Source organism: Burkholderia sp. MR1-5-21 (assembly GCF_053427715.1).
The window spans coordinates 141,621-166,619 of record NZ_JBSAXD010000019.1 but is presented as its reverse complement, the minus strand read 5'-3'; the positions used below and the strand labels follow the sequence as shown (position 1 = coordinate 166,619).

At 68.9% G+C, this 24,999-nt stretch carries 20 protein-coding genes and 1 pseudogene; 6 read left to right on the top strand and 15 right to left on the bottom strand.

Translation table 11 applies throughout. From position 1 onward, the window contains the following. Positions 1-113: 113 nt before the first annotated feature. Positions 114-1,235 (bottom strand): polyamine ABC transporter substrate-binding protein, encoded by a 1,122-nt coding sequence (locus ACV229_RS24895; RefSeq protein WP_448085760.1) that lies wholly within the window; start codon positions 1,233-1,235, stop codon positions 114-116. A gap of 240 nt (positions 1,236-1,475) precedes the next feature. Here ACV229_RS24895 and ACV229_RS24890 point away from each other — a divergent pair, with 240 nt between their 5' ends. Continuing rightward, on the top strand, positions 1,476-2,330 hold the full coding sequence (locus ACV229_RS24890) for a helix-turn-helix transcriptional regulator (RefSeq protein ID WP_448085759.1): 855 nt from the start codon (positions 1,476-1,478) through the stop codon (positions 2,328-2,330). Between the two features lie 23 nt (positions 2,331-2,353). On the opposite strand, the gene ACV229_RS24885 is transcribed toward ACV229_RS24890, so the two are convergent. Next, complete coding sequence (locus tag ACV229_RS24885; RefSeq protein WP_448085758.1) at positions 2,354-3,088, bottom strand: SDR family oxidoreductase; 735 nt, start codon at positions 3,086-3,088, stop codon at positions 2,354-2,356. A gap of 103 nt (positions 3,089-3,191) precedes the next feature. Here ACV229_RS24885 and ACV229_RS24880 point away from each other — a divergent pair, with 103 nt between their 5' ends. Beyond that, a complete protein-coding gene (locus ACV229_RS24880) occupies positions 3,192-4,103 on the top strand; it encodes a LysR family transcriptional regulator (protein WP_448085757.1) in 912 nt (303 codons plus the stop codon). A gap of 36 nt (positions 4,104-4,139) precedes the next feature. Here ACV229_RS24880 and ACV229_RS24875 read toward each other — a convergent pair whose 3' ends face one another. Further along, positions 4,140-5,351 (bottom strand): MFS transporter, encoded by a 1,212-nt coding sequence (locus tag ACV229_RS24875; RefSeq protein WP_448085756.1) that lies wholly within the window; start codon positions 5,349-5,351, stop codon positions 4,140-4,142. A 58-nt stretch (positions 5,352-5,409) separates the two neighbouring features. Between ACV229_RS24875 and ACV229_RS24870 the strand changes: the two genes are divergently transcribed. Then, positions 5,410-6,480 carry an AraC family transcriptional regulator gene (locus ACV229_RS24870; protein ID WP_448085755.1) on the top strand — a complete coding sequence of 357 codons (1,071 nt, stop codon included), beginning with the start codon at positions 5,410-5,412 and terminating at the stop codon, positions 6,478-6,480. A 141-nt stretch (positions 6,481-6,621) separates the two neighbouring features. Here ACV229_RS24870 and ACV229_RS24865 read toward each other — a convergent pair whose 3' ends face one another. Both ACV229_RS24865 and ACV229_RS24860 read right to left on the bottom strand, forming a co-directional pair. Then, positions 6,622-6,789 (bottom strand): hypothetical protein, encoded by a 168-nt coding sequence (locus tag ACV229_RS24865; protein ID WP_448085754.1) that lies wholly within the window; start codon positions 6,787-6,789, stop codon positions 6,622-6,624. Positions 6,790-6,833: 44 nt separating this feature from the next. Then, on the bottom strand, positions 6,834-8,825 hold the full coding sequence (locus ACV229_RS24860) for a DUF3857 domain-containing transglutaminase family protein (protein ID WP_448085753.1): 1,992 nt from the start codon (positions 8,823-8,825) through the stop codon (positions 6,834-6,836). A gap of 223 nt (positions 8,826-9,048) precedes the next feature. Between ACV229_RS24860 and ACV229_RS24855 the strand changes: the two genes are divergently transcribed. The 3 genes from ACV229_RS24855 to ACV229_RS24845 all read left to right on the top strand — a co-directional run bounded on the left by ACV229_RS24855 (position 9,049) and on the right by ACV229_RS24845 (position 9,932). After that, positions 9,049-9,234, top strand: a complete 186-nt coding sequence (locus ACV229_RS24855; RefSeq protein WP_448085752.1) for a hypothetical protein — start codon at positions 9,049-9,051, stop codon at positions 9,232-9,234. Between the two features lie 192 nt (positions 9,235-9,426). Beyond that, complete coding sequence (locus ACV229_RS24850; protein WP_448085751.1) at positions 9,427-9,702, top strand: hypothetical protein; 276 nt, start codon at positions 9,427-9,429, stop codon at positions 9,700-9,702. A gap of 71 nt (positions 9,703-9,773) precedes the next feature. Then, positions 9,774-9,932, top strand: a complete 159-nt coding sequence (locus ACV229_RS24845; RefSeq protein ID WP_448085750.1) for a hypothetical protein — start codon at positions 9,774-9,776, stop codon at positions 9,930-9,932. A 306-nt stretch (positions 9,933-10,238) separates the two neighbouring features. Here ACV229_RS24845 and ACV229_RS24840 read toward each other — a convergent pair whose 3' ends face one another. From ACV229_RS24840 to ACV229_RS24795, 10 genes and pseudogenes are all read right to left on the bottom strand, one after another. Continuing rightward, complete coding sequence (locus tag ACV229_RS24840; RefSeq protein WP_448085749.1) at positions 10,239-10,559, bottom strand: DUF1840 domain-containing protein; 321 nt, start codon at positions 10,557-10,559, stop codon at positions 10,239-10,241. A gap of 306 nt (positions 10,560-10,865) precedes the next feature. After that, on the bottom strand, positions 10,866-12,839 hold the full coding sequence (locus tag ACV229_RS24835) for an APC family permease (protein WP_448085748.1): 1,974 nt from the start codon (positions 12,837-12,839) through the stop codon (positions 10,866-10,868). A gap of 340 nt (positions 12,840-13,179) precedes the next feature. Continuing rightward, complete coding sequence (locus ACV229_RS24830) at positions 13,180-16,029, bottom strand: nitrate reductase (RefSeq protein ID WP_448085747.1); 2,850 nt, start codon at positions 16,027-16,029, stop codon at positions 13,180-13,182. Beyond that, positions 16,026-16,433, bottom strand: a complete 408-nt coding sequence (locus ACV229_RS24825; RefSeq protein ID WP_448085746.1) for a nitrite reductase (NAD(P)H) small subunit — start codon at positions 16,431-16,433, stop codon at positions 16,026-16,028. Before ACV229_RS24825 ends, ACV229_RS24830 begins: the two co-directional genes overlap by 4 nt. A gap of 29 nt (positions 16,434-16,462) precedes the next feature. Continuing rightward, positions 16,463-18,916 carry a nitrite reductase large subunit NirB gene (gene nirB, locus ACV229_RS24820; RefSeq protein ID WP_448085745.1) on the bottom strand — a complete coding sequence of 818 codons (2,454 nt, stop codon included), beginning with the start codon at positions 18,914-18,916 and terminating at the stop codon, positions 16,463-16,465. Positions 18,917-19,263: 347 nt separating this feature from the next. Continuing rightward, positions 19,264-20,415 (bottom strand): annotated as a pseudogene (locus ACV229_RS24815) (glucokinase); the annotation flags it as partial. A gap of 39 nt (positions 20,416-20,454) precedes the next feature. Next, the gene (locus ACV229_RS24810) at positions 20,455-21,396 is read right to left on the bottom strand and encodes an aldo/keto reductase (RefSeq protein ID WP_448085744.1); all 942 of its coding nucleotides are present in this window, start codon (positions 21,394-21,396) and stop codon (positions 20,455-20,457) included. Further along, a complete protein-coding gene (locus ACV229_RS24805) occupies positions 21,384-22,802 on the bottom strand; it encodes a carbohydrate porin (protein WP_448085743.1) in 1,419 nt (472 codons plus the stop codon). Before ACV229_RS24805 ends, ACV229_RS24810 begins: the two co-directional genes overlap by 13 nt. A gap of 148 nt (positions 22,803-22,950) precedes the next feature. Continuing rightward, on the bottom strand, positions 22,951-24,099 hold the full coding sequence (locus tag ACV229_RS24800; RefSeq protein ID WP_448085742.1) for a Gfo/Idh/MocA family protein: 1,149 nt from the start codon (positions 24,097-24,099) through the stop codon (positions 22,951-22,953). Next, positions 24,096-24,905 (bottom strand): ThuA domain-containing protein, encoded by an 810-nt coding sequence (locus tag ACV229_RS24795; RefSeq protein WP_448085741.1) that lies wholly within the window; start codon positions 24,903-24,905, stop codon positions 24,096-24,098. The genes ACV229_RS24800 and ACV229_RS24795 overlap by 4 nt, the downstream gene beginning before the upstream one ends. Between the last annotated feature and the right edge of the window lie 94 nt (positions 24,906-24,999).

Genomic DNA, 24,999 nt, shown 5'->3' with positions numbered 1-24,999 from the left:
CTGCTTCACGACGTTTTCGATGCGCACGAACGCGTCGTGCGCACCCCGGTCGCCGTGGCGGGCGCCGGCCGCAGCCGGCGTATCGAGCAGGGTGTGGTTCATGACCGGCTCCGTCAACCGCCCGACTTCAACTGCAGCCACAGGCGGTTCTGCATTCGCGCGATCTCGGCACTTCGCGGCATCGCGAGCGCCATCTTCGCGATCACGCTGTCGGACAGGTAGACGCCCGGATCCTGCGCGATCGCCGGCGTCACGAACGCACGCGCGGCCTTGTTTCCGGTCGGATAGAAGATTTCGTTGGTAATGGCCGCGTTGGTCTTCGGGTCCTCGATGTAGTTGATCCATTTCAGCGCCGCCTCCGGATTCGGGGCATCCTTCGGGATCGCCATCACGTCGAACCACAGCAGGCCGCCTTCCTTCGGATTCACGTACCGGATCTCGTACATGCGCTTCGCGTCCTGCGCGCGCCGCCGCGCCACGCTGACGTCGCCCGACCAGCCGAGCGCCACGCACACGTCGTTGTTCGCGAGATCGTCGCCATAGCCCGCCGAGCTGAACTGCGTGACGTACGGGCGGATCTTCTTCAGCACGTCGTACGCGGCCTGATAGTCGGCCGGATTCTTGCTGTTCGCGTCCTTACCCAGGTACTGCAGCGCCGCCGCGAACGCCGCATCCGGCGCATCGAGCAGCGACACGCCGCAGCCCTTCAGCTTCGATACGTTCTCCGGATCGAACAGCAACGCCCAGCTGTCGGTCGGCGCTTTGTCGCCGAGCCGCTTCCTGACCGCCTCGACGTTGTAGGCGACCCCGGTCGTGCCCCATGCCCACGGCACACCGTACTGGTTGCCGGGATCGGACTTCGCGAGCATTTTCATCAGCGCCGGGTCGAGGTTCGCGAGGTTCGGCAGCTTCGACTTGTCGAGCTTCTGGTACACGCCGGCCTGGATCTGCTGCGCGAGATAGTTCGACGTCGGCACGACGATGTCGTAGCCCGAGCTGCCGGCGAGCAGCTTGGTCTGCAGCGTGTCGTCGCTGTCGTAGCTGTCGTAACGGACCTTGATGCCGGTCTGCTTCTGGAAGTTCGGCACCGTGTCATTGGCGATGTACAGCGACCAGTTGTAAACGTTCAGGTTGGTGTCGCCGGCGTGGACGGGCTGGCTCGCCGCGAACGCGAGGCCGGCCGAAGTGGCGAGTACGGTGCGGATGACCGCGCAGCGGCGAAGACGGGCACGCATGGGAAATCTCCTGTGAGGTGAACCGGCTGCTCCGGCCGATACGGAGGCGGCCGGCAGGCAGGTTCGTCGTGTGATGCAAGCGTGTGAGGTACTTTAGGGATCGCAGTCCGCACCGTCTGTCCCGGAAAGGAAGGACAAGTGTCGTCGTCCCAGACGGCCGTTTGGGTGGATTCCCGTGTAGGCACGTGAAATTTTTCGTGATACCTGTAGCGCCACCCGAACCCCGCCCACACCGATGTCATGAATTCCGCGCCCTCTTCCCCCGATCTCCAGCTCAGTCAGGTCGCATTCGTGACGGAGACGCTCGGCGACGTCGCGCAGGCGGTCGGCACGCCGCAGTTCATGCAGGCCGTGTACGAAAGCCTCGTGCGCTATGCGGATTTCGATGCCGTGCACGTCGACTACGAGCGGCTCGCCGGAAGGCTCGCGCCATCCGGGCAGCGCAGCGTCGGTTGGATAGGAAGCTTCGGCCGCGAGCCCGAGCTCGTTTCACAGGTGATGCGCCACTACTACCGCAGCTACGCGAGCGAGGACGCGACGTACGACAGCATCGGCGGCGAGCGCGACATGCAGCTGCTGCAGGTTTCCGCACAGAAGGTCACGCGCGAACTGCGCCAGCAGTTTTTCGACATCGGGGACATTCACGACGAGTGCGTGGTGGCGGGCGTGACGAACGGCACGCGCTATTCGCTGTCGATGGCGCGCTCGCGGCGCCTGCCGCCGTTCTCGCTGAAGGAGCTGAGCCTGCTGAAGCAGCTCGCGCACGTGGTGCTGCCGCTCGCGGCGGCCCACAAGCGGCTGCTCGGCTCGATCTCGCTCGACGACGGCGGGCAGGACATGTCGGACAACAGCCTGCTCGCGCAGTGGCTGCCGAATTCGCACGGCAAGCTGACGTCGCGCGAGATGCACGTGTGCTCGTCGTTCATCCAGGGCATGACGACGCCGGCGATCGCCCAATCGATGGGGCTCAAGCCGTCGACGGTCGACACCTATGCGAAGCGGGCGTTCGCGAAGCTCGGGGTCGAGTCGCGGCGGCAGTTGATGGCGCTCGTGCTGAAGAGCGCGCCGCTTCGGCATGACGGCGGCGGCGCATAGCGGTACGGAATGACGGGACGGCTTCAGGCGAAGCGCCCGCCGCCGTCGACATGCAGCACTTCGGCATTCGTATAGCGGTTGCCCAGCAGGAACGCGATTGCGTCGCCGATTTCGTCCGGTTCCCCTGCGCGGCCGCCCGGCAATGTCGCCGCCGCGTGAGCGAACAACGCATCGCGCCCTTCCGGACCGAACGCATCGAACAGCGGCGTATTCACAAGGCCCGGCGAAACGACGTTGACCCGAATCGGCTTGAGCTCGAGCGCGAGCGACCGGGCCAGCGTTTCGACGGCGCTGACCGCCGCCGCGATCACCGACGTGCCCTGCCCCGACGGACGATCGGCAAGCTGTCCGCTCGTCAGCACGATCGACGCGGTCGGCGGCATCAGCGGCAACGCGGCCCGGATCGCGTAGACCGGCCCCGCGATGCGCTCGTGCACGGTGGCAATCAGTCGTTCGGGATCCGAATCGGCCAGCTTGCCGGCGACGAAGCTGCCTGCGGTAATGACCAGATGATCGACGCGAGTCATCGCGCCGAACACCGCTTCCACCGCGCGTCGGTCGGCAATGTCGGCGACTGCCGTGCGCGCGCCGCCGATCGATTGCGCTGCCGCGTCGAGTTTCGCGGGCGTGCGTCCGACGAGCGTGACGTCGGCGCCGCGCGCCTTGGCCGCTTTGGCGGCCGCAAGACCGATGCCGGAGCTCCCGCCGAATACGACGACATGAGCGCCGTCGAGGGTCGATTGCGTGACAGATTGCATGGTGTACTCGTCGAAGGAAGTTGAGGTGATCGCACGTTACGTCATTCCAAATCCGGATGGAATGCACGAAAATCGCATATCGCCTATGCCAAGGGGGAATGACTTGGACTCGCTTCAATCGATGTGGCTGTACACGCGTGCCGTCGAGCTGGGCAGTTTCTCGGCGGTTGCCCGCGAAGAACAGATCGGCCAGCCGACGATGAGCAAGGTCATCTCCGCGATGGAGAAGCAGCTCGGTGTCCGGCTGCTGCAAAGGACGACGACGAGCCTGACGCCGACGGAAGAAGGCCGGCGCTTCTACGAGCGCTGCAAGCAGATGCTCGAAGCGTACGACGATGCGGTGGCCGACGTGCGCGGCCAGGCGCAGCGGCCGGTCGGCCTGCTGACCGTCAGCGCGCCGATGGGGCTCGGCGAGCTCCGTCTCAACGCGCTCGTGCTCGCGTTCCTCGCGGCCTATCCCGAGATCGAAGTCGAGCTGAACCTGACCGATCGCATCGTCGATCTCGTCGAGGAAGGCATCGACGTCGCGATCCGCCTCGGCAACGAACTCCCGCCGCACGCGGTTGCGCGATATGTCGCGTGGTCGCCGCGCGTGCTGGTCGCGACGCCCGACTACGTGAAACGCACGCGCCGGATCCGCAGGCCGGAAGACTTGCTCGCGCATCAGCACGTCGGTTATGCGCGCCACGTGGTCGGCAGCCGGCTCGAATTCAGCAAAGGGGCCGAGAGAATCGTCATGCCGGCCGCGGGACGATACCGCGTCAACAGCTCGCCGGCGCTGCGCGAGTGCTTTCTCGCCGGGATCGGCGTAGGCAGTGCGCCGGCATGGCTGGTGCAGGACCTGATCGACGCGGGCCGGCTGGTCCGGCTGCTGCCCGGATGGCAGATGCAGCCGCATCCGGTCCACCTGATCTCGCCGTCGCGCCGCTACCAGCCGCTGCGGGCACGCGTGTTCCTGCAATTCATGGCCGAGCACATTCCCGGGCTGCCCGGGTTTCATGCGCCGGACGCCTGAATGCGCAAGCAGCGCCGGGGCCCGGCGTCTGCGCTGCTACGACGCCGCCTCCGCCCGCGTCGGCACCCCCGACACGATCGTCGCGACCGCGACGGCCAGCACGACCGCCGCGCCGATGAACACGCCCGCCGCGCCGTTCGCGTCGAACACCACGCCGCCCGCCGCCGCGCCCGTCGCAATCGCGAGCTGAACCGCCGCGACGATCAGGCCGCCCGCACTCTCGGCCTCATCGGGCACCGTGCGCGTGACCCACGTCGACCACGCGACCGGCACGCCGCCGAACGCCATGCCCCATAGCGCGACCAGTACCGCGTCGATCATCGGCGCGCGCCCGAGCGCGACGAGCGCAATGCCGAGCACGACCATTGCCGCGGGCATCGCGATCAGCATCGGCCGCAGCCGGTGCTCGAGCACGCGGCCGGCGAGCGACGTACCGACGAAGTTCGCGATGCCGTAGCCGAGCAGGATCGCCGACAGCCCGTTCACGCCGACACCGGCAACCTGTTCGAGAAACGGCCGCAGATATGTGAAGAACGCGAAATGCCCGGTGAACACGAGCGTCGTGGCGAACATCCCGAGGCCGACCGTCGGGCGCCGCAGCACGTCGACCAGCGTGCGCAGCCGCGTCGTGCCGGACGGCGCCATGCTCGGCAGCGTCGCGACCTGCGACGCGAACGCACCGACGCCCAGCAGGGACGCGACCAGGAACACGTTGCGCCAGCCGATCAGGTGACCGAAATAGCTGCCGAGCGGCGCGGCGGCGATCGTCGCGACCGCCACCCCGCTGAAGATGATCGACAGCGCGCGCGGCACCATCGCCGCCGGCACGAGCCGCATCGCGGTGGCCGTCGCCATCGTCCAGAAACCGCCGAGCGCGACCCCGAGCAGCACGCGGCCGATCAGGATCGTCGTGAGGTTCGTCGCGAACGCGACGGCGAGATTCGACACGACCAGCAGCACCGAGAACACGAGCAGCACGCGCCGCCGGTCGATCGTGCGCGTCGCGGCGGCGGTCAGCAGGCTCGTCACGAGCGCGACCGTCGCGGTCGCCGTGACCGCCTGGCCCGCGACGCCTTCCGTCACGCCGAGGCTGTCGGCCATCGGCGTGAGCAGGCTCGCGGGCAGGAATTCGGCAGTGACGAGCCCGAACACGCCGAGCGTCATCGCAAATACCGCGCCCCAGGCCGGTTCGCGCGTGACGGCCGCCGAGACGGCGGCGGCGGCGCCTGGATTGATTCGTTGTTCCATTCGGAGAAAAAAGAGTGCCAGTGACAGCGCATCGTAAGGGACGATGTCGGGACGGTCTATGACATACAATCCGCAAATCTTGATCAATCGTCCGAAAGCGATGGCCGATCCTGTCTCCGCATCCGTCCCCCTGTCCGCCCCCGACAACGTGCACGACCTCGTCAGCGAGCTGCTGATGGGGATGCGCCTGAGCGGCGTCGAGTACCGCCGCATCCAGGTCGCGCGGCCGTTCGGCGTGCGCTTCGACAACGCGCCGGGCCGCGCGCAGTTCCACTTCGTCGGCCGCGGGCCGGTGCTGCTGCGCGATGCGCTCGGCACGACGGTCCGGCTCGAAGCCGGCGACGCGATCCTGCTGCCGCACGGCGGCGTGCATGCGCTCGTGTCCGATCCGGACGCGTCGTGCCGCGCGATCGATGGCTTCGCCGCCGCGAAGATCTGTGACACGGTCGCGTCGGTCGACACTGCGAAGCACGCGTGCGGCGCCGCCGTCGACGCGGACGACGCGCTGATCTTCAGCGGCTGCATGGAACTCGATCTCGGCGGCATGCAGCCGCTCGTCACGACGATGCCGCAGGTGATGCACGTCGGCACGCTGCTCGCCCGCTATCCGGAGATCCGGCCGATGCTCGACGCGATGGAGCGCGAGTCCTGCACCGCGCGCGCGGGCTTCGCGGGCATCCTCGCGCGGCTCGCGGACGTCGTCGCCGCGTTCATCGTGCGCGGCTGGGTCGAATGCGGATGCGGCGACGCGACGGGCTGGGTGCAGGCGCTGCGCGAGCCGAAGCTCGGCCGCGCGATCATCGCGCTGCATCGCGACCCGGGCCGCAACTGGAGCGTCGCCGAGCTGGCGGCCGAGGCCGGCGTGTCGCGCTCGGTGTTCGCCGAGCGGTTTCTCGCGGCCACCGGGATGACGCCCGTGCGCTACCTGACCGAGCTGCGGATGCGGCTTGCCGCGCAATGGATCGCGCGCGACCGCGAAGCGATCGAGACGGTCGCGTACCGCCTCGGCTACGGGTCGCTCGCCGCGTTCAGCCGCGCGTTCAAGCGGGTGGTCGGCCGGCCGCCGGGCGCGGTGCGGGCCGGCGGCGACGCGGGCGGCACACCGCGTAAGGCGCTTGCCGGCGAATGACGCGACGCACGGCCCGCCCGCCGGCAGGCTGCGGACGCAGGTACCGGATTTCGGCCGGCATCGGACGCGCCTCCGGTGTTGCGGGTATACCTTGTGTTGATCGTGACACCCGCCGCCTGCGCCCGCGTCGCGTGCGAACGGTCAGTGCGAGCTTTCCTCGAGCTTGTCGATCAGCGTCGTCGCGCACTGCATTGCCAGATCCACGCTCCGTTCCGCATCCACCGTCCCGCCGGCCGCCAGGGTGCCCTGTACGATCCGGCACAGCAGTTCCTTCGCGAGATCGCCGATCTCGTAGTCACGTTCGGTCATGATTCACCTCCTGCGCGCCCACCCGCCGGACGGGCGCATCCACGTCAGCCAGGCGCCCGGCGCGCCTTCGCCCGCACGACGATCTGCGCCTGCGTATCCCGCTCGATCCGTTCGAGCGACGCGCGCATCGCCGCGTAATCGTCCGGCGAGCACACCTGCCCGCCGAACCGCGCACGCAGCCGCCGCGTGATCTGCACGACGTTCGCACGCGCGTCGAACACATAGTGTGACGCGAAATCGACAAAGCGGTCGCGCACCGCCGCATCGGCCGGCACGTCGGTCACGGCGACATCGTCCGGCAGCGCGATCTGGGCGGTCTCGCTGAACTCGCCGCCGATGCACACCCACGACTGCGTGCGCACCGGCTCCGCGAGCCAGCCTTGCACCTGGGTCGCGATGCCGCCCGTCAGGCTCGACAGCGCGGGCACCGCGGTCGTGCCGTCCGGCCACACGGCGTGGTCGAGCGTGCCCGTCATCGTCACGCCGAACGGCCCGTCCGTCGCCGCGCGATCGGTCGTGACGAGCTGCGCGGTGCCGCGCAGCCCGCTCTGCCGCAAGCGCTCGGCGGCGAGCTGCCGCACCTGGTCGTGCGTCGCCCGGCGAAACACGGTGCGTTCGAGCTCGGCGGTCCAGCCGCCGTCCTCGACATACGACTGGTAGCGCTGCGCATCGATGTGCGACGCATCGATCAGCAGGCGCGCGGTGCGCGTGCGCGGCTGCGTCGCCGGCGTGCGCGCCAGCACGCCATCGTCCACCCGCAGCGCCGGGCGGTCCATCACGATCGGCGGCAAAAAGCCGAACGCGATGCCACCTGTCGTCGTGTCGGCATACAGCCCGAGGTCCGGCAGCCACGTGATCGCGTGATTGATCGCGCCGCCGCCGTAACCGGGCACCGACGGCAGCGTATAGACGGCGCCGAGATTCAGCAGGACCGGCTCGCTACGGATGCCGACCGCGGCCAGCAGCGCGCCGAACAACGCGACGTGATCCTTGCAGTCGCCGTAGCGGTTGCGCAGGATGTCGGTCACGCGATGCGGCGCGGCCGCGGTCTCGCCGAGAAACAGCGCGACATAGCGCACGTTCGCATGCACCCAGTCGTACAGGATGCGCGCCTTGTCGTACGGATCGTGCGGGTCGGGCGCGTTCGCGATCAGCGCCTGCGCGAGCTGCACGACGGCGGGATCCTGCGCGGTCGGGTCGGCCGCCTCGCGCCCGTAGCGCGCGGCGAACGACGCATAGTCGGGCAGCGTCGAGACCATCAGCCGGTCGCCGTCGGTCGGATAGCCGACCGCGCCGTTCTCGATGCGCGGATACGGGCCGTGACGGTAGTCGAATTCGTAGCGCGTGCGGCCGTTCGCGGTCACCGGCGGCAGCGCGACGTAGCCGCGCGCATCGGCATGAAGCGGCATGTCGGCGGGCAGGTCGAAGATCAACCGCTGGCTGTCGACCGGCTCGCGCGACGGCTCGACGAAGTAGCCGAAATAGCCGGGATTGAGCGGCTTCGTGCGCACCTTGCGGAACGCGACGCGCGTGCGCGACCCGGCTTCGACGCCCGGGAACACGACGGTGCGCAGCACGCCGTCCTGGAACGTCGGTGCGCCGGCGGAGCGCGGCTCCTGCACGTCGCGGATCGCGTCGGGGCCGGCCGGATGCGCGACGCCGTCCGGATCGATCGTCTCGGCCGCGGTGAGCTCGACCTTCTCGAGGTCCTTGTCGTACCACACGTAGCGCTGCGCGATCGCGTCGATCCCGCTCGCGGTGTTCGCGCGCAGCGTCGCGTCGTCGTGCTCGTCGAGCGAGCCGTCGTGCTGGATCACGAACACGTGCACGTCGCTTTCGAGCGTGGCCGGCGCTTCGTCGCTGATGTTGGCCTCGGCATCGGCGCCGGACGGTGCCGCGGACGCGCTTGCGCAGCACGCCGCCGCGCACGCCAGCGCGCAACCGATCAGCCTGAAATTAAAACGCGCCACATCGATCCTCTTCGCGCGGTTCGCGTCGGCATGCCGTGCACGGGAACCGCGCCATGCCGTCCCCATGCAGGCCAGTGTGTGTGACGTACCCGCACCCGTCAAGCGACGCCCGCGCGTGCCGGATCGTCGGTCCGCCCGGCGCCCGACACCGCCGCGCGGCACGACCGAGGGATTGTCCGGTGTCGCGATTTATATCATGTCGTGATATATAATTCGGACAGGCCTCGCTCACCGTGCACGCCCGATGGATCGTCGGAAACGACACGTCCGCAGCGGGCAAGGAGGCGTCATGCTCATCAACAACGACTTCGAAATCGGCTATCTGGTCATCGCGTTCGCGCTGCTGGGCATCATCCTGTTCGGCGCACTGCTGACGGCGCTGCATCTGGAACGCTGGCATCCGAAGCTGGTCGGCGCCGCGATCGGCGCGCTGATCGGTATCGCGCTGATCGAAGCGCTGCCGATGATGTCCTGACGCGAATTGCGGCGCGGCCCCGTTCCCTGCGGGGTAGCATCGCCCGCGCGACGCGAGATCCCGATCGACCGGGACGCCTGGCGCCTTGTCGATTCTTCCGACGAAAGCGTCCGTCGACCACCCGGCGTCCGCGCGCATGCGGGCACCGTCGGCACGCCGCCGTTACCGCCGCGCCGTGCAGGAGCACCTAGAATGGAAGCACCGTTACGCTTGATCTATCAGCATTGCGAGATCTGCGCGAGCGCATTGATCGATCCGGTGGCAGGCGAAGGCCTCGAACTCGGGGCGCTGTACCAGCCGCTGGCCGTCGTCCGCTGGCGCGACGCCGGCGGGCGTCACGAAGCGCATCTGCTCGACCCGAAACACCACGTGTTCCGCAGCGACAGGGACGCGCTGAAGATCTCGATCGCGCTGGCCAAGCGCTTCATCGATACGACACTCGCCGGCACCGACGTGCCGGCGGGCTGACCCCGGCCGCCGCATCGCGCGCTTGCGGCATACGCGCTGCCGGTTCGTCAGCCATTCCTGCCGGAGGCAACATGGAACACGGCATCGTGCAGACCGTCGTGCTTGTCGCGATCCTGGCGCTGGCGCTGCTGTTCTTCATCGGACGGAATGGCCGCGACCGGCTGCGCAACAGGGTGCACCACAAGCCTGTGCGGCGGCCGCATCGCTCGCGCACGCATCGTCATCCGTGAGCCGGTCGTCGGCATCTCGCCAATCTCGCGCCGGATACGTCACGTCTGCACGGATTCGGCGCCGGCACGTGCGGCCCTCGCGCGCACTGCGCATTGCGTCCGTCACGACGATCCGGAATGCAGAACGATCTGCGTCGCTCGCAGCGCTAGCAAGATTCACGAATGCCGCCGGCATAAAGAACGGCCGGCGGTTGCCGCGCAACTTGACGACGGACCGTCGGCCTTCGAGGTGGAGGTTCGATTCTCGCGGTGCCCCGTGCATTCCTACCTGGACGCGTATCGGTGCACGCGTGCGGCCTATGCTGCCTATACGCCCCACATCACATGCCACCCTTGCCTGCTGGCCTCGCGCATCATGTCCAGCAGCGGCCATGCCCGTTGCGCGAGCCCGCCCGGCAGCGGTTGCTCGTCCGCGTGCAGCATCTGCGTCGAACGCTCATGCGCATGCTCGCGGGCGTCTTCTTCCCGGATTGCCTGTTCGAGGCGCGCGATGGCGGCCGGCAGGTCGTCGGGAAGGATCACGCCCCTGACGTCGAGCCCCTTGCCGACCAGCCCAAGCAGATACTGCGCGAGATCGGGCAGCATCACGATGGCGGGGGAAGCGGGTGAACGAAACGTCACCATCATCGCTCGTTCCTTGTGTCGTTGTCGTGGATGCCGGATGCCGCGCCCGCGTTCGTGACCACCGGTTGCGGCGAGGCCCTCCAGCCGTCCCGTCACGAGGCCGCGGCGCGGTCCGGCCCTCTTGGGCCCGGCATTCGCCCGGCAAGGTGCGCTTCAAGCGTCGCCCGGTTCGTCGCCGGTATCGTGTTCGAACGGCCCGAAGGCCTGTTTTGATTTTATATCACGTTGTGATGTATTCAAGTGCGCGGCCCCGGGACTCGGCGCGTCGGCGCGTCGGCGAGTCGGCACCGGACGACAGCATCCGCCCCGCTACCCGACATTCATCGGCAGCAGCACCATCTGCTTGCCTTCCACATGCAGGCGTGCCTGCAGCTCGACCGGCGTCTGATTGTGCAGCCACGCCGTCAGGAAATTCACGCGCCGGAAGATCAGCTTGCTCGCGAAACACACGCTGTTCGGGAACGCCTCGAGCGTCGCGGACGTCAGGTTCATGAACTCGATCACCGGATTCGTGCCGAACGCGATCCGGTAGTCGGCCGCGATGCCGTTGCGCCGGCAATGCGCGACGTAGTAGTCGAGGGCCTCGGTGATCGTGTGCCGCAATCGTTCGAGGTGCTCGTGCCCGTCGTATGCCTTCGCGTCGACCTCCCCGACCGCGAGGAAGATCACGTTGCGGAAGTGCCCGGGAAACAGCCGGTTGACCCACAGCAGCGCATGCATGCTCGCGCCGCGATGCTTGCCGACCAGCAGCACCGCGGTCGGCTGCGACGGATCGGGCTTGCCAGGGGCCTTCGCCTCGTCGACGATCGGCGGCGCACCGGAGAACAGCGCATCCTCCTTCGCGAGCTGCGCGCGCGTGTACGCGTAGTGGCGGTTGATCATGAAGCACAGCGCGATCACCGCGCTCGTCACGAGCACCGTCAGCCAGCCGCCGGCCGTGAACTTCTCGATCAGCGTGATCACGAGCACGGTCGACGTCACGAGCAGTCCGAGCGTGGTCAGGAAGAAATGCTTGTACCAGCTGCTGTCCTTGCGACGCTGGCGCCACCAGTACGTGCTCATGCCGAGCAGCGACATGCTGAACGTGAGGAACACGTTGATGCTGTACAGCACGACCAGCACGTCGACGTTGCCGTGCGTCCACAGCAGGATCAGCAGGCTCGACAGCCCGACGACGATGATCCCGTTCTGCCGCACGAGCCGCGTCGACAGGTCGCGGAAGTGGCGCGGCACCCACGAGTCCGACGCCATGTTCGACAGCACCGCCGGGCCGTCGAGAAAGCCGGTCTGCGCGCCGACCAGCAGCAGCCCCGCCTCCAACGCGAGCACGGCCGCGAGCAGCGCATTGCGCGCGAACGACGAACCGAGGCCCATGTGGTCGATCACGCTGCCGAACACGACCGCGTTGAGCGTCTGCCCTTCGACCGGCTTCGCGTGCCACAGCATGTACAGCAGGATGATCCCGCCCGCGGTGAACGCGAGCGACGTCGCCATGTACCACATCGTCACCTTGCCGCTCGGCACACGCGGTTCCGCGAGCATGTTCACGTTGTTCGACACCGCCTCGAGGCCCGTGTACGTACCGCCGCCGAGCGAGAACGCGCGCATCAGCAGCGCGAGCATCACGAACGTGCCGAGCGACTGCGACATCCCGTGCGCCTCGTGCACCGCGTCGGGCACGACCGACGCGAGATGGTCGCCATGCACCGCGACGCCGTACACGATCAGCGCGAAGTGCAGCACGACGAAGCCGAGAAAGATCGGCAGCAGCACCATGATCGATTCGCGCATGCCGCGGAAATTGAGCCCCGTCATCATCAGGATCAGCACGACCTCGGTCGTCAGCTTGAACGCCTGCGCGCTGACGGGCAGCAGGCTGAAGAACGCGTCGACGCCGCTCGCGAGCGACGTCGCGACCGTCAGCACGTAGTCGACCAGCAGCGCCGCGCCGGACACGAGCCCCGGCTTCGGCCCGAGCAGCGCGGTCGCGACGCGGTAGCCGCCGCCGCCGGTCGGGAACAGTTCGATCACCTGGTTGTAGCCGAGCGCGATGATGAACACCGTCGCGGCGGTCGCGAGCGCGAGGAACAGACCAAGGGGATGGTGCTGGCCAAGCGCGAGGAACGCTTCTTCCGGGCCGTAGCACGACGACGACAGGCCGTCGGCGCCCAGTCCGACCCACGCGAGCAGCGGCGTCACCGCGATCGCGTGGCGCGTGCGCGGATCCATCGGGTCGAGCGGTTTTCCGACGAGCAGCTGCCACACCTTCTGGAGTGCGGTCATGTTCCCTCCCGATCGCGCAATGCGCCGCCATCACATCAATAAAAGGTAAATGAGTTCCGGGACGGCCGCCAGTCGGCGTATTCCATAGTGCCATGTCGGGTATGCGCGGATCTCTTTCAAAACACCGACATCACGCAGACAGCTCGACTACAACACGATCGGCCGCACGTCACGGTGCATCGCATCGTTCGGATGCGACGTGACGCGGCGATGACACGACGCAAGAAGATGCGGACGCATCGGTCAGGCGCACGACGGTGCGCGCGCCCGAAGCCCGCCGCCGGGCGGCGGCCGTTCGCATGCCAAAGGAAGGGCGTGCGCGCCGGCCGGCGCGCACTGGTCACATCGCGGCGGGCGCCGCCGCGGCGGTGGTCTCGGCGATCATGCGCCGCAGCTCGGGTACGCACGAACCGCACTGCGTCCCGCATTTGAGCTGCGTCTGCAGCCCGGCGAGCCGCTCCGCCGGGGTCGCGGCCGCGGGCGCGGCCGCGAGCGCGGTCCGGATGTCGCGCTCGCTGACGCCGACACAGTTGCACACCGCACGGCCGCGCGCGGGCGCGGCCTGCAGCGGCACCCGGCCCGCGAACAGCAGCATCCGCCCGATCGCGCCGACGCCGGCGCCGCTGTCGACGTAATCGCGCAACACGGCGGCGCTGTCCTCGGTCGCGCCGGCCGCGCCCGACACCGAGAACGCGGTCAGCGCGCCGTCGACGATGCGGATGCGGCGGCCCGTGCCGCGCCGCGCGTCGCCGTAGCTCATCACGTCGGCCGACTGCTCGGGCAGGCCGAGCAGCGCCTCGATCTCGCGCTGCAGTTCGGCCGGCGCCGGCTCGTAGGCGGCCGCACGCCATGCGAGCCCGCTGTACGCGTCGGTGCCGAACGGCACGCAGCTCGCATACGGAAACCGCGCGAACAGCGTGCGCAATTGCCGTTGCCGCCCAAGCAGTTCGTCGGCCGGCAGGCGCACGGCGATCAGCCAGCGCCACGGCAGGTCGGCCTTCAGCAGCTTGATCGCCGCATGCTTCAGTTCCGGCTGGCGCGACGACGGATCGAGCGCAGGCGACGTCACCGTGTTCACGCCCGCGCCGACGCGGTTTCCCGCTACCCCGGACACGAACTCGTCGCCCCAGTGCATCGGCGTGAACGCCTGGCCGGGCGCGATCGCGTCGTCGGCGCGCGCGGGCAGCAGCATGCTGCCGCGGCGCGACGTCAGGTGCACGAAATCGTGCGGCCCGACGTCGAGCCGCGCGCAGTCGCCGGGATTCAGGTCGACGGTCGGCGCCGGCGCATGCGCAAAGAGCTTCGGCACGCTGCCCGTGCGACTGCAGCCGTGCCACTGGTCGCGCAGCCGGCCGGTCGTCAGTGCGAAGCGATAACGCGAATCGACGGCTTCCGCGACCGTCTGGTAAGGCGTCGCGATGAAGCGCGCACGGCCGTCGGCGGTCGGGAACCGCCCGTCCGCATACAGGCGATCGGCGCCGCGCGCCGCGCCTGCCGGGAACGGCCACTGTTGCGGGCCGTCGCTGGCGAGCAGCGGCCACGACAGCCCGCCGATGTCGCAGTCGCGTCCGGCCGTCGTCGCGCGATGCTCGTTCCAGACCGCTTCCGCGTCCGGGTACGGGAACAGCGTCGGGCGGCCGGGCGCAAGCCGCGCCTCGAGCCGGCGGCCGATGTCGGCGGCGATCCGCCAGTCAGCGCGCGCGTCGCCATACGGTTCGACGGCCGCGCGCACGCGCGAGATGCGCCGCTCCGAATTGGTCACGGTGCCGTCCTTCTCGCCCCACGTCGCGGCGGGCAGCAGCACGTCCGCGTACGGCGCCGTGCCGGTGTGCGCATACGCGTCCTGCAGCACGACGAATTCCGCGCGGGCGAGCCCCGCACGCACGGCCGCCTGGTTCGGCAGCGAATGCGCGGGGTTCGTGCAGACGATCCACACGGCTTTCAGGTCGCCTTCGGCGAGCCGATCGAACATCTCGACCGCAGTCAGGCCCGGCTGCGCGGGCACGTCGTCGACGCCCCACAGCCGCGCGATTTCCGCGCGATCGTCCGGATTCGCGAGGTCGCGGTGCGCGGATCCGAGCGTCGCCATCCCGCCCACTTCGCGGCCGCCCATCGCGTTCGGCTGGCCGGTCAGCGAGAACGGGCCCGCGCCGGGCTTGCCGATCTGTCCGGTCGCGAGGTGCAGGTTGATCAGCGCGACGTTCTTGTGCGTGCCGTCCGCCGACTGGTTCAGCCCCTGGCAGTACAGCGACAGCGACGGGCCGTCGGCGAACCAGCGCGCGGCCTTCACGATGTCGTCGGCCCGCAGGCCGCACACCTGCGCTGCCACCGCCGGCGACCATTCGCGCACGCTGTCGCGCACCGCGTCGAAGCCGTTCGTATGCGCGTCGATGAAGGCGCGATCGACCGCGCCGTCCCACACCAGCACGTGCAGCATCGCGTTGAACAGCGCGACGTCGGTGCCGGGCTGCAGCGCGAGGTGCAGCGTCGCGTCGCTCGCGGAGTCGGTGCGGCGCGGATCGGCGACGATCACCTTCATCGCCGGATTGCGCTCGCGCGCGGCTTCGAGCCGGCGGTACAGGATCGGATGCGCGAACGCCGGGTTCGCGCCGGCGATCAGCACCGTGCCCGCATGATCGAGATCGTCGTAGCTGCACGGCGGCGCATCCGCGCCGAGCGACTTCTTGTAGCCGACCACGGCCGAGCTCATGCACAGCCGCGAATTCGAATCGATGTTGTTGGTGCCGATCAGCCCTTTCGCGAGCTTGTTAAAGACGTAATAGTCCTCGGTCAGCAGCTGGCCCGAAATGTAGATGCCGACCGCATCGCGGCCGTGCTGCTCGACGATGCGCGCGAAGCGCGCCGCGACGTGGTCGAGCGCGTCGTCCCACGACACGCGCGTGCGCGCCGCATCGCGCGACAGCCGCAGTTCCGGATGCGCGGCGCGCGTCTGCGCATAGCGCTCGGGCGCGGCCGTCAGGTGCAGCGTGCTGCCCTTCGAGCACAGCCGGCCGAAGTTCGCCGGATGATCGGGGTCGCCGCGCACGCCGACGATCGCGTGCCGTCCGTCGGCTTCCGCACGCGTCTGGATGATCACGCCGCAGCCGACGCCGCAATAGCAGCACGTCGAACGCGTTTCGCGCAAGTCCGCTTCGGGTCGCCCGTCGAGTGTCGCTGCCGCTCCCGTCATGCAGCGTGTCCCGGTTCGGCGCACGCGGGCGCGCCGGATGCATCGGCCGCGTCATCGCCGACGGCGAGCGACACGAGTTCGCTGCGCTTGAGATGCACCGCGCCGCCGTCGCACGCGACGCTGAACACGGGCGTACAGCCGTCGTCCGGCGGCAGTGCGCAGCCATTGCCGAACGCAACGTTGAAGCCGTGCAGCGGGCAGGTCACCTGTTCGCCGTGCACGATCCCCTGCGACAGCGGGCCGCCGCGATGCGGGCAGCGGTCGAGCAGCGCGAACACGCGGTCGCCCGCGGTGCGGAACAGCGCGACGGGCGCGCCCTCGGCCCGCTTGACGACGCGTGCGCCGAGCGGGGGAATGTCGTCGATCCGGCAGACCGCGATCCAGTCGGGTTCGAGAGTGGACATCGTATGGATTCCTGGCTATTGCGCCGGCTTCAGTGGCCGGCCGGTTCGACCGCGATCGGCGTGAACTGGCGCAGGTCGACCTGCGCGTTCTCGGTGTCGTGCCACGGGTCGGGTTCGTCCTTCAGCGCGAACTGCAGGCGTTCCCACAGCGCACGGCGGTTGTCGGCGTCGTCGAGCACGCGCGCCTTCACGTAGTCGAGGCCGACGCGTTCGAGGTAATGCACGGTGCGCTCCAGGTACCAGCCTTCCTCGCGATAAAGCTGCAGGAACGCGCCCGCGTATTCGAGCACTTCGTCGTGCGTCTTCACCTTGCAGAAGAACTGCGCGACTTCGGTCTTGATGCCGCCGTTGCCGCCGACGTAGATTTCCCAGCCCGAATCGACGCCGATCACGCCGACGTCCTTGATGCCCGATTCCGCGCAATTGCGCGGGCAGCCGGACACCGCGAGCTTGACCTTGTGCGGCGCATACATGCGCCACAGTGCACGCTCGAGCTGCTGGCCCATCAGCGTCGAGTCCTGCGTGCCGAAGCGGCACCATTCGGAGCCGACGCAGGTCTTCACCGTGCGCAGCGCCTTCGCGTACGCGTGCCCGCTCGGCATCCCGAGATCCTTCCAGACGCCCGGCAGATCCTCCTTCTTCACGCCGAGCAGGTCGATGCGCTGCCCGCCCGTGACCTTCACGGTCGGAATCGCGTACTTGTCGACGACGTCGGCGATGCGGCGCAGCTCGTCCGCGGTCGTCACGCCGCCCCACATGCGCGGCACGACCGAATAGGTGCCGTCCTTCTGGATGTTCGCGTGCGCGCGCTCGTTGATGAAGCGCGACTGCGGATCGTCCTTCGCATCGTGCGGCCACGTGCTGATGCAGTAGTAGTTGAGCGCCGGACGGCACGTCGCACAGCCGTTCGGCGTGCGCCATTCGAGGAAGTGCATCGCGGCGGGCACCGACAGCAGCTTGTGCTCGCGGATCGCGGCGCGCACTTCCGAATGCGTGCGATCGGTGCAGCCGCACACGGGCTTCGCCTTCGGCGACGCCGAATAGTCGCCGCCGAGCGTCGACATCAAGATCTGCTCGACGAGGCCCGTGCACGACCCGCACGACGCGGACGCCTTCGTGTGCTTGCGCACGTCCTCCAGCGTGAAGAGCCCCTTCGCCTTGATTGCGCCGACGATCGTGCCCTTGCAGACGCCGTTGCAGCCGCATACCTCGGCGGTGTCGGGCATCGCGGCGGCGTGCGTGACGCCGCTGTGCCCGGTGTCGCCGAGGCTCGTCTCGCCGAACATCAGCGTATCGCGGATGTCCGAGATGTTGCGCCCCTCGCGCAGCAGCTTGAAGTACCACGCGCCGTCGGCGGTGTCGCCGTACAGGCATGCGCCGACGATCCTGTCTTCCTTGATGACGATCTTCTTGTAGACACCCGCGAGCGGATCGGACAGCGTGATGTCCTCGGTGCCTTCGCCGCCGAGGAAATCGCCGGCGGAATAGAGGTCGATGCCCGTCACCTTCAGCTTCGTCGACGTGACCGAGCCGGCGTAGCGGCCGATGCCGAATTCCGCCAGATGATTCGCCGCGACCTTCGCCTGCTCGAACAGCGGCGCGACGAGCCCGTAGGCAATCCCGCGATGGCTCACGCATTCGCCGACCGCGTAGATGCGCGGATCGTAGGTCTGCATCGTGTCGTTCACGACGATCCCGCGATTGCAGTAGAGGCCCGTGCTTTCGGCGAGCTCGGTGTTCGGCCGGATGCCGACCGCCATCACGACAAGATCGGCCTCGAGCGTATCGCCGTCGGCGAAGCGCACCGCGCGCACGCGGCCGCCGCCATCCGCGCCGTCGCCTTCCAGCGCGGCGGTCTGCTTCGACATCAGGAATTTCAGGCCGCGCGCCTCGAGCGAATGGCGCAGCAGCTCGCCCGCGGTCGCGTCGAGCTGGCGTTCGAGCAGCGTCGGCGCGAGGTGAATGACGGTCACGTCCATCCCGCGCACCTTCAGCCCGTTCGCGGCTTCGAGGCCGAGCAGGCCGCCGCCGATCACGGCCGCGTGACGGTAGCGTGACGACGCGTCGATCATCGCCTGCGTATCGGCGATGTCGCGATAGCCGAGCACGCCGCCGAGGTTGATCCCCGGAATCGGCAGCATGAACGGATTCGAGCCCGTCGCGAGCAGCAGGCGGTCGTACGGCGCCTCGGTGCCGTCGTCGGCGATCACGATCCGGCGCACGCGATCGATCTTCACGACCTTCTTGCCGGTCAGCAGCCTGACGCCGTGTTCCTCGTACCACGCGTAGTCGTTCAGCACGATCTGTTCGAGCGTCTGCTCGCCGGCCAGCACCGGCGACAGCAGGATCCGGTTGTAGTTCGGATGCGGCTCGGCGCCGAACACCGTCACGTCGTACAGATCAGGGGCCAGCTTGAACAGCTCTTCGAGCGTGCGCACGCCCGCCATCCCGTTGCCGACCATCACCAGCTTCATCTTCCGCATTCCGATGTCTCCCTGACCCTGAGCGTGCAGGTTGCCCTGCGTGTCAAGCAGACAAAAAAGCAAACGGCGTGCCACATATTGCAGGTCGCCATGCGGCGCGGCGCCGGCGCGACCGGGCGCACCGGATTCACGCGCGGCGCGGATGAAATTGGTGCAATACAGCACAACCCGGTGCACGGGGTCGGGTGCGGATGCCCGCTCGGTGCAACGGCGTGGTGCATGGCGGTGACGACGCCGTGCGCAACGAAGCGCGCAAACGGCGCCTATCGTCCGAACAATGCGCGGGCCGATCGCATGCCGTCGCGCAGGTGCGCGGTGGCCAGCCCGTCGTATCAGCCGCCTTCGCCCAGCGCGCGGGCGAGCAGCCTCGACACGCCGGTAAACGCCGGATGCGGCGCGGTAATCACGAACGTCGGAATCCGTGCGAGATAGCCGGTGAAGCGGCCTTTCGCGTCGAAGCGCGCGCGAAACGGCGACGCGTCGAACAGCGCGCCGAGGCGCGGCACGACACCCCCGCCTATATAGATGCCGCCGGTCGCGCCGAGCGTCAGCGCGAGGTTGCCCGCGAACGTGCCGAGCATCCCGCAGAAGCAGTCGAGGGTCGCGACGCAGCGCGCGTCGCCGGCGAGCGCTCGCTCGATGATCGCGGCCGTGTCGGCGCCGGCCGTGTCGATGCCGTCGCGCGCGGCGAGCGCCGCGTGAATCACCGCGATGCCGGGGCCGGCCGCAAGCCGCTCGAACGACACGTGCGGCCAGCGCGTGCGCGCGTACCGCAGCACATCGTCGTCGCGCGCGTCGGCCGGCGCGAACGACACGTGCCCGCCCTCGCCGGACAGCGGCAACCACGCGCCTCCCGCGCCTCCCGCGCCTCCCGCGCCTCCCGCACCTCCCGCGCCTCCCGCACCTCCCGCACCTCCCGCACCTACCGCACCTCCCGCGCCTCCGGCACCTCCCGCACCTCCCGCGCCTCCGGCCCGCACGAGCGCCGACACGCCGAGCCCGGTTCCCGGGCCGAGCACGCCGATCGTTCCGCCGGGCGCCGCGTGGCCGCCGCCCACTTGCCGCCGCTCGTCCGCGGACAGATGCGGGACGGCCATCGCGAGCGCCGTGAAGTCGTTGACCACGTGCAGCGTGTCGAAGCCGAGCGCACGGCGCGTCGCATCGATCGAGAAGCGCCAGTCGTGGTTGGTCATGCTGACCGTATCGCCGTCGACCGGATTGGCGATCGCGAACGCCGCATGCCGGACCCGCGTGCCGCCCGGCCCGCCCTCGTCGTCCACCGCGCCCACGTCACGCAGATACGCTCGCACCGCGTCGGCCACGCCCGCATGGTCGCCGCATCGATAGACGCGCACGCCGCCGATCTCGCCGCGCGCGGTTTCCAGCGCGAAGCGCGCATGCGTGCCGCCGATGTCCGCCAGCAGGCGGGGGCCGCCGGCGTGCACCGGTCGCACCGCATGCCGTGCGACCGGATGATCGTTGAGGGTCGCTTCGCTCATCGGTTCTCCCAGGTTGTCATCGTGTGTCGATTGCGTCGTTCAGGGCACGTCCGCGCCCCGCGCCGCGTGCAGCAGCTCGAACCAGTGTTCGCGTTCGAGCGTGACGCGCGTCGCCGCCACGGCCTCGCGCAGCGCCGCGATCCGGCTCGAGCCGACGATCGGCAGCGGCCGGCACGGCAGCGCGAGCAGCCATGCGAACAGCACCGTCGTCGCGGGCACGCCGAGCGCGCCGCCGATCCGTTCGGCGCGGGCGCGCACGCGCGTCGCGGCGGGCGACGCGTCGGTGAGCACGCGCCCGCCCGCGAGCGGCGACCACAGCATCGGCGGGCAGCGCCAGCGCTGCGCCTGGTCGAACGTGCCGTCGTCGAGCGGCGCGAGATGCAGCAGCGAGCATTCGACCTGGTTCGTCGCGAGCGCCATCCCGTGCGCGGCCATCCGGTCCTGCAGCAGCGCCGCCTGCGCCGGCGTAAAGTTCGATATCCCGAATGCTCTCACCTTGCCGTCGCGCCGCAGCGCCGCGAATGTCTCGGCGACTTCGTCCGCATCCATCAGCGGGTCGGGGCGATGCAGCAACAGCAGGTCGAGCCGGTCGGCATGCAGCGCGCGCAGCGACTGCTCGACCGACGCAACGATATGCGCCGCCCGCGTGTCGTAGTGCTTGATCCGGTGCTCGGGCCGTTGCGCGGACACGAGCCGGATCCCGCACTTCGTCACGAGCTGCATCCGCTCGCGCAGGTGCGGCGCATCCGCCAGCACCTCGCCGAACAGCCGCTCGGCCGTGTAGTCGCCGTAGATGTCCGCATGATCAAAGCTCGTCACGCCGAGTTCGAGCGCCGCCTCGATCAACGCGCGGCGCTCGCCGCGCGACAGCCGCCAGTCGGCGATGCGCCACATCCCGAACACGATGCGCGACAACACGAGCGCATCGCTTCCGGTCGAGATCGTCGTACAGCGTTCCGTCATGTCGCTCACCACCACCATTCGACTTGCGCACCGACCGTCGAGCCCGAGCGCGAGGTTCCGAAAATGCCCGTCGTCGACAGCGGATCGCCGGGCGCCGCCGCGTCCTGCGCCGCCTGGTTCCAGCGCGCGTACGTATAGAACACGCGGAACTCGGGCCGCGACCAGAACGACCGGTCCATCGCGAGCGTCAGCGCGACGCTCGCCTTCAACAGCGTGCGCGTCGGGCCGCCGGACGGCGTCACGCGGTCATGCCCGAGGTCGCCCTGCAGCTTCACATGCTGCGTGAACGCATACACGGGCCGCACGCCCATCGACACCCACGTCTGCGAGCCGCCGGACGGCGCGATGTCGCGCTCGTAGATGCCGACCACCTGGCCGCTGAAGTTCTGCGTCGCCTGCCAGTCGAACGCATCGAGCACGCGAAAGCTCTTGTAGCGGTTGTCGTTGGTCAGCGTCCCCGTGTAGCCGAGGCCCGTGCCCGGGCCGACGCCATACTGGAACGCGAGCTTGTTCTTGCCGCCGAGCAGGTTGGTCTGCACGTGCTGGACCGTGAACGACCAGCCGCTGTGCGCGTCCTGCAGCACGCCGTTCCCGTTCAGCACCGGCGCGCGGGCCGGGATGTACGACAGCCCGAACTGCAGTTCGCCGCCGGGGTTCGGATGCACGCCGGACAGCTGCAGGTCGTGGCGCGTCGCGTAGTTCGGCTGGTCGATGTAGTCCTCGCGGAACAGCGCATAGCTGAGCTTCAGGCCGCCGCCGATCGGCACGTTCTCGACGCCCGCGCCGAGGCCGCTCGGGTTCCAGTAGTAGAAGTCGTTCATGTGGACGTCATTGCGCCGGTAGTAGATGCGCCCGAACCAGATCCGCATGTCGTCGAGCCCCGGAAAGTTCGTGAGCTGTACGTACGACTGCGGCAGGCGAACCCTTCCGTGATTGCCGTCGAAGGTCGGCGTGCGGTCGAGATCGTTGACGAGGCTCGCCATGCCGACCGCCGACAGCTGCATGCCGTTCGAGAACTTGTACAGCGTCTGGTCGATCTCCAGCTCGCTGTAGACCTGGCATTCGTTGCCGAGCCGGTATTTGCTCTGCGCCCCCGGCAACTGGAAGCAGGCCTGCGAATGGCCGTCGCTCGTGCCGACACCGGCCCGCAGATAGCCGTGGAACTGGGTCCACGGCGTCAACTGGTTCCAGGCCGACGACGGCGTCGGCGTCACCACGTTGGCGGGGCTCGTGTCGGCCGGCACGACGCCGGTGGCCTGCGAGAGGCCCCCCGGCGCATTGTCCGCGGCGACCGTCGTTGCCGGATCCGGCGCCGCGTGCAGCGCGGCCGACGCGACGGCCAGCGAGAAAGCAGCGGCGAGCCGCGTGAGCCTGAACGGGGTGCGTACCGGACCGCGCGCGGCGCGGCCTGCTTCGTCGATCATGAACGTGTCTCCAAACGTTGTCAGTGCGCCGCGTGCGATGCGCGGCGTCATCGAATTGGTGTGTGTGCTGCGTCGTCCGTCATGTTGCTGACGGGCCGGCGCGGTGGACGATCCGCGCGCCGGCCCCGTGCGAAGTCAGCCCGCGACGTCAGTCGGCGACGTCGAGATCGAGCACCGGCGCCGCGGCGGCAGCCGACGGCCCCGGCGCGTGGATACGGATCGGCTCGCCCGCGGCCGCGCTCGCATAGATCGCGTCGAGGATCTCCATCACGATCAGCCCTTCCTCGCCCGGCGCCGGATGCGGGACGTCGCACAGAATCGCTTCCGCGTAGTCGTACATCGCCGAATGCGCGCCGTCCGCGGGCGGGTTCAGGCGCATGTCGAACTGCGCGCCGTTCTGCTCGATGAAGATGTGCGCGTCGAACGTGTAGCCTTCGTTCAGGTTCTTCTGCAGCAGCCCTGCGCGCGTGCCGAGCAGGCGCGTCTCCATCAGCTCCGCTTCCTGGATGTTGGTCGCCCACGACGCCTCGAGCGCGAGCGTCGCGCCGTTGTCGAAGCGGATCAACGCGGCCGCGAGATCCTCGACGTCGAACGTCTTGCCCGCGCGCGTCGCGAGCTCGCGCGCGATCGGGTCGTACGTGCTGCCCATCACCCACACGGGCTTCGGATACCCCATCAGCCACAGTGCGAGGTCGAGCCGGTGCACGCCGAGATCGATCAGCGGCCCGCCGCCCGCGAGCGCCTTCGTGCCGAACCAGCCGCCGAAGCCGGGCATCCCGCGCCTGCGGTGCCACATCGTGCGGCCGAAATAGAAGTCGCCGAACACCCCGCCGTCGACCTGCGCCTTCAGTGCACGCGACTGCGCGCTGAAGCGGTACGAGAAATTGATCATCAGCCGCTTGCCGGCGCGCTGCGCGGCGATCAGCATGTCGCGCCCCTCGTCCGCATTCAGCGCCATCGGCTTCTCGCACAGCACGTGGCAGCCGGCGTCGAACGCGGCGAGCGTCAGCTCGCGATGGAACTTATTCGGCGTGCACACGCTGACGACGTCGAGCTTCTCGGCGACGAGCATTTCATCGGCCGACGCGTAGCGCGCATCGATGTCGAACGCGTCGCCGACCTTCGCGAGCCGCTTCGCATCGGGGTCCGCAATCGCGACCACGTCGACGTCCGGATGCTCGCGCCAGCCTTCGATATGCTTGCGGCCGATCCCGAGCCCGATCACGCCGACGCGCAGGCGCCGGCCGCGTGCAACCGCCGCCGCTTCCGGCAGCTCCACCTTGTAGTCGTCGTTCATGCGATATCTCCTGCGCTTTGCTGGATGCCGACGTGCGCGAACTGCTGGCTCTTCTCGCTGAGCGTCTCGAGCGGCGGCGAGTTCGGGCAGCGGTCGGCGAGGTTCACGCGCGGTGCGGCCCACTGCACCGCGTTCGCGATCACGCGCTGCACGTTGCGGTCGTGATAGGTCGGATACGCTTCGTGACCGGGACGGAAATAGAAGATCCGGCCGTGGCCGCGCTCCCAGCAGCAGCCCGAACGGAACACCTCGCCGCCCTCGAACCACGAGATGAAGACCGTGCTGTCCGGTTGCGGGATGTCGAAGCGCTCGCCGTACATCTCCTCGTGCTGCAGCTCGAAGTACTCGCCGAGCCCGGCCGCGATCGGATGCGACGGTTCGACGACCCACAGCCGCTCCTTCTCGGCCGCCTCGCGCCACTTCAGCGAGCAGTTCGTGCCGAGCAGGCGGCGGAAGATCTTCGAGAAGTGCCCGGAATGCAGCACGATCAGCCCCATGCCCTCGAGCACGCGGCGCTGCACGCGCTCGACGATCTCGTCGGAGACCTTCGCGTGCGCCTTGTGCCCCCACCAGACCAGCACGTCGCACGCGGCGAGCCGCGCTTCGCTGAGCCCGTGCTCGGGCTGGTCGAGCGTCGCGGTGCCGATCTCGAGCGGCAGCGCGCCGTGGCCGAGCGCCGGCGTTTCGGCCAGCGCGCTCGCGATCACCTGGTGAATGCCGTCCGGGTAGATCGCGCGCACGCCTGCGTTTTCGCGCTCGTGCTCGAACTCGTTCCAGACGATCACTGAAAGCTTCTTGTTTAGCATGACTATCCTTTATCGATGATTTGGCGCCGATTCGACAGCGGCCGTGCGCCGCGGCCGCCTGAAACCTGTAGACCGGTAGACCGATTCGCCGCGC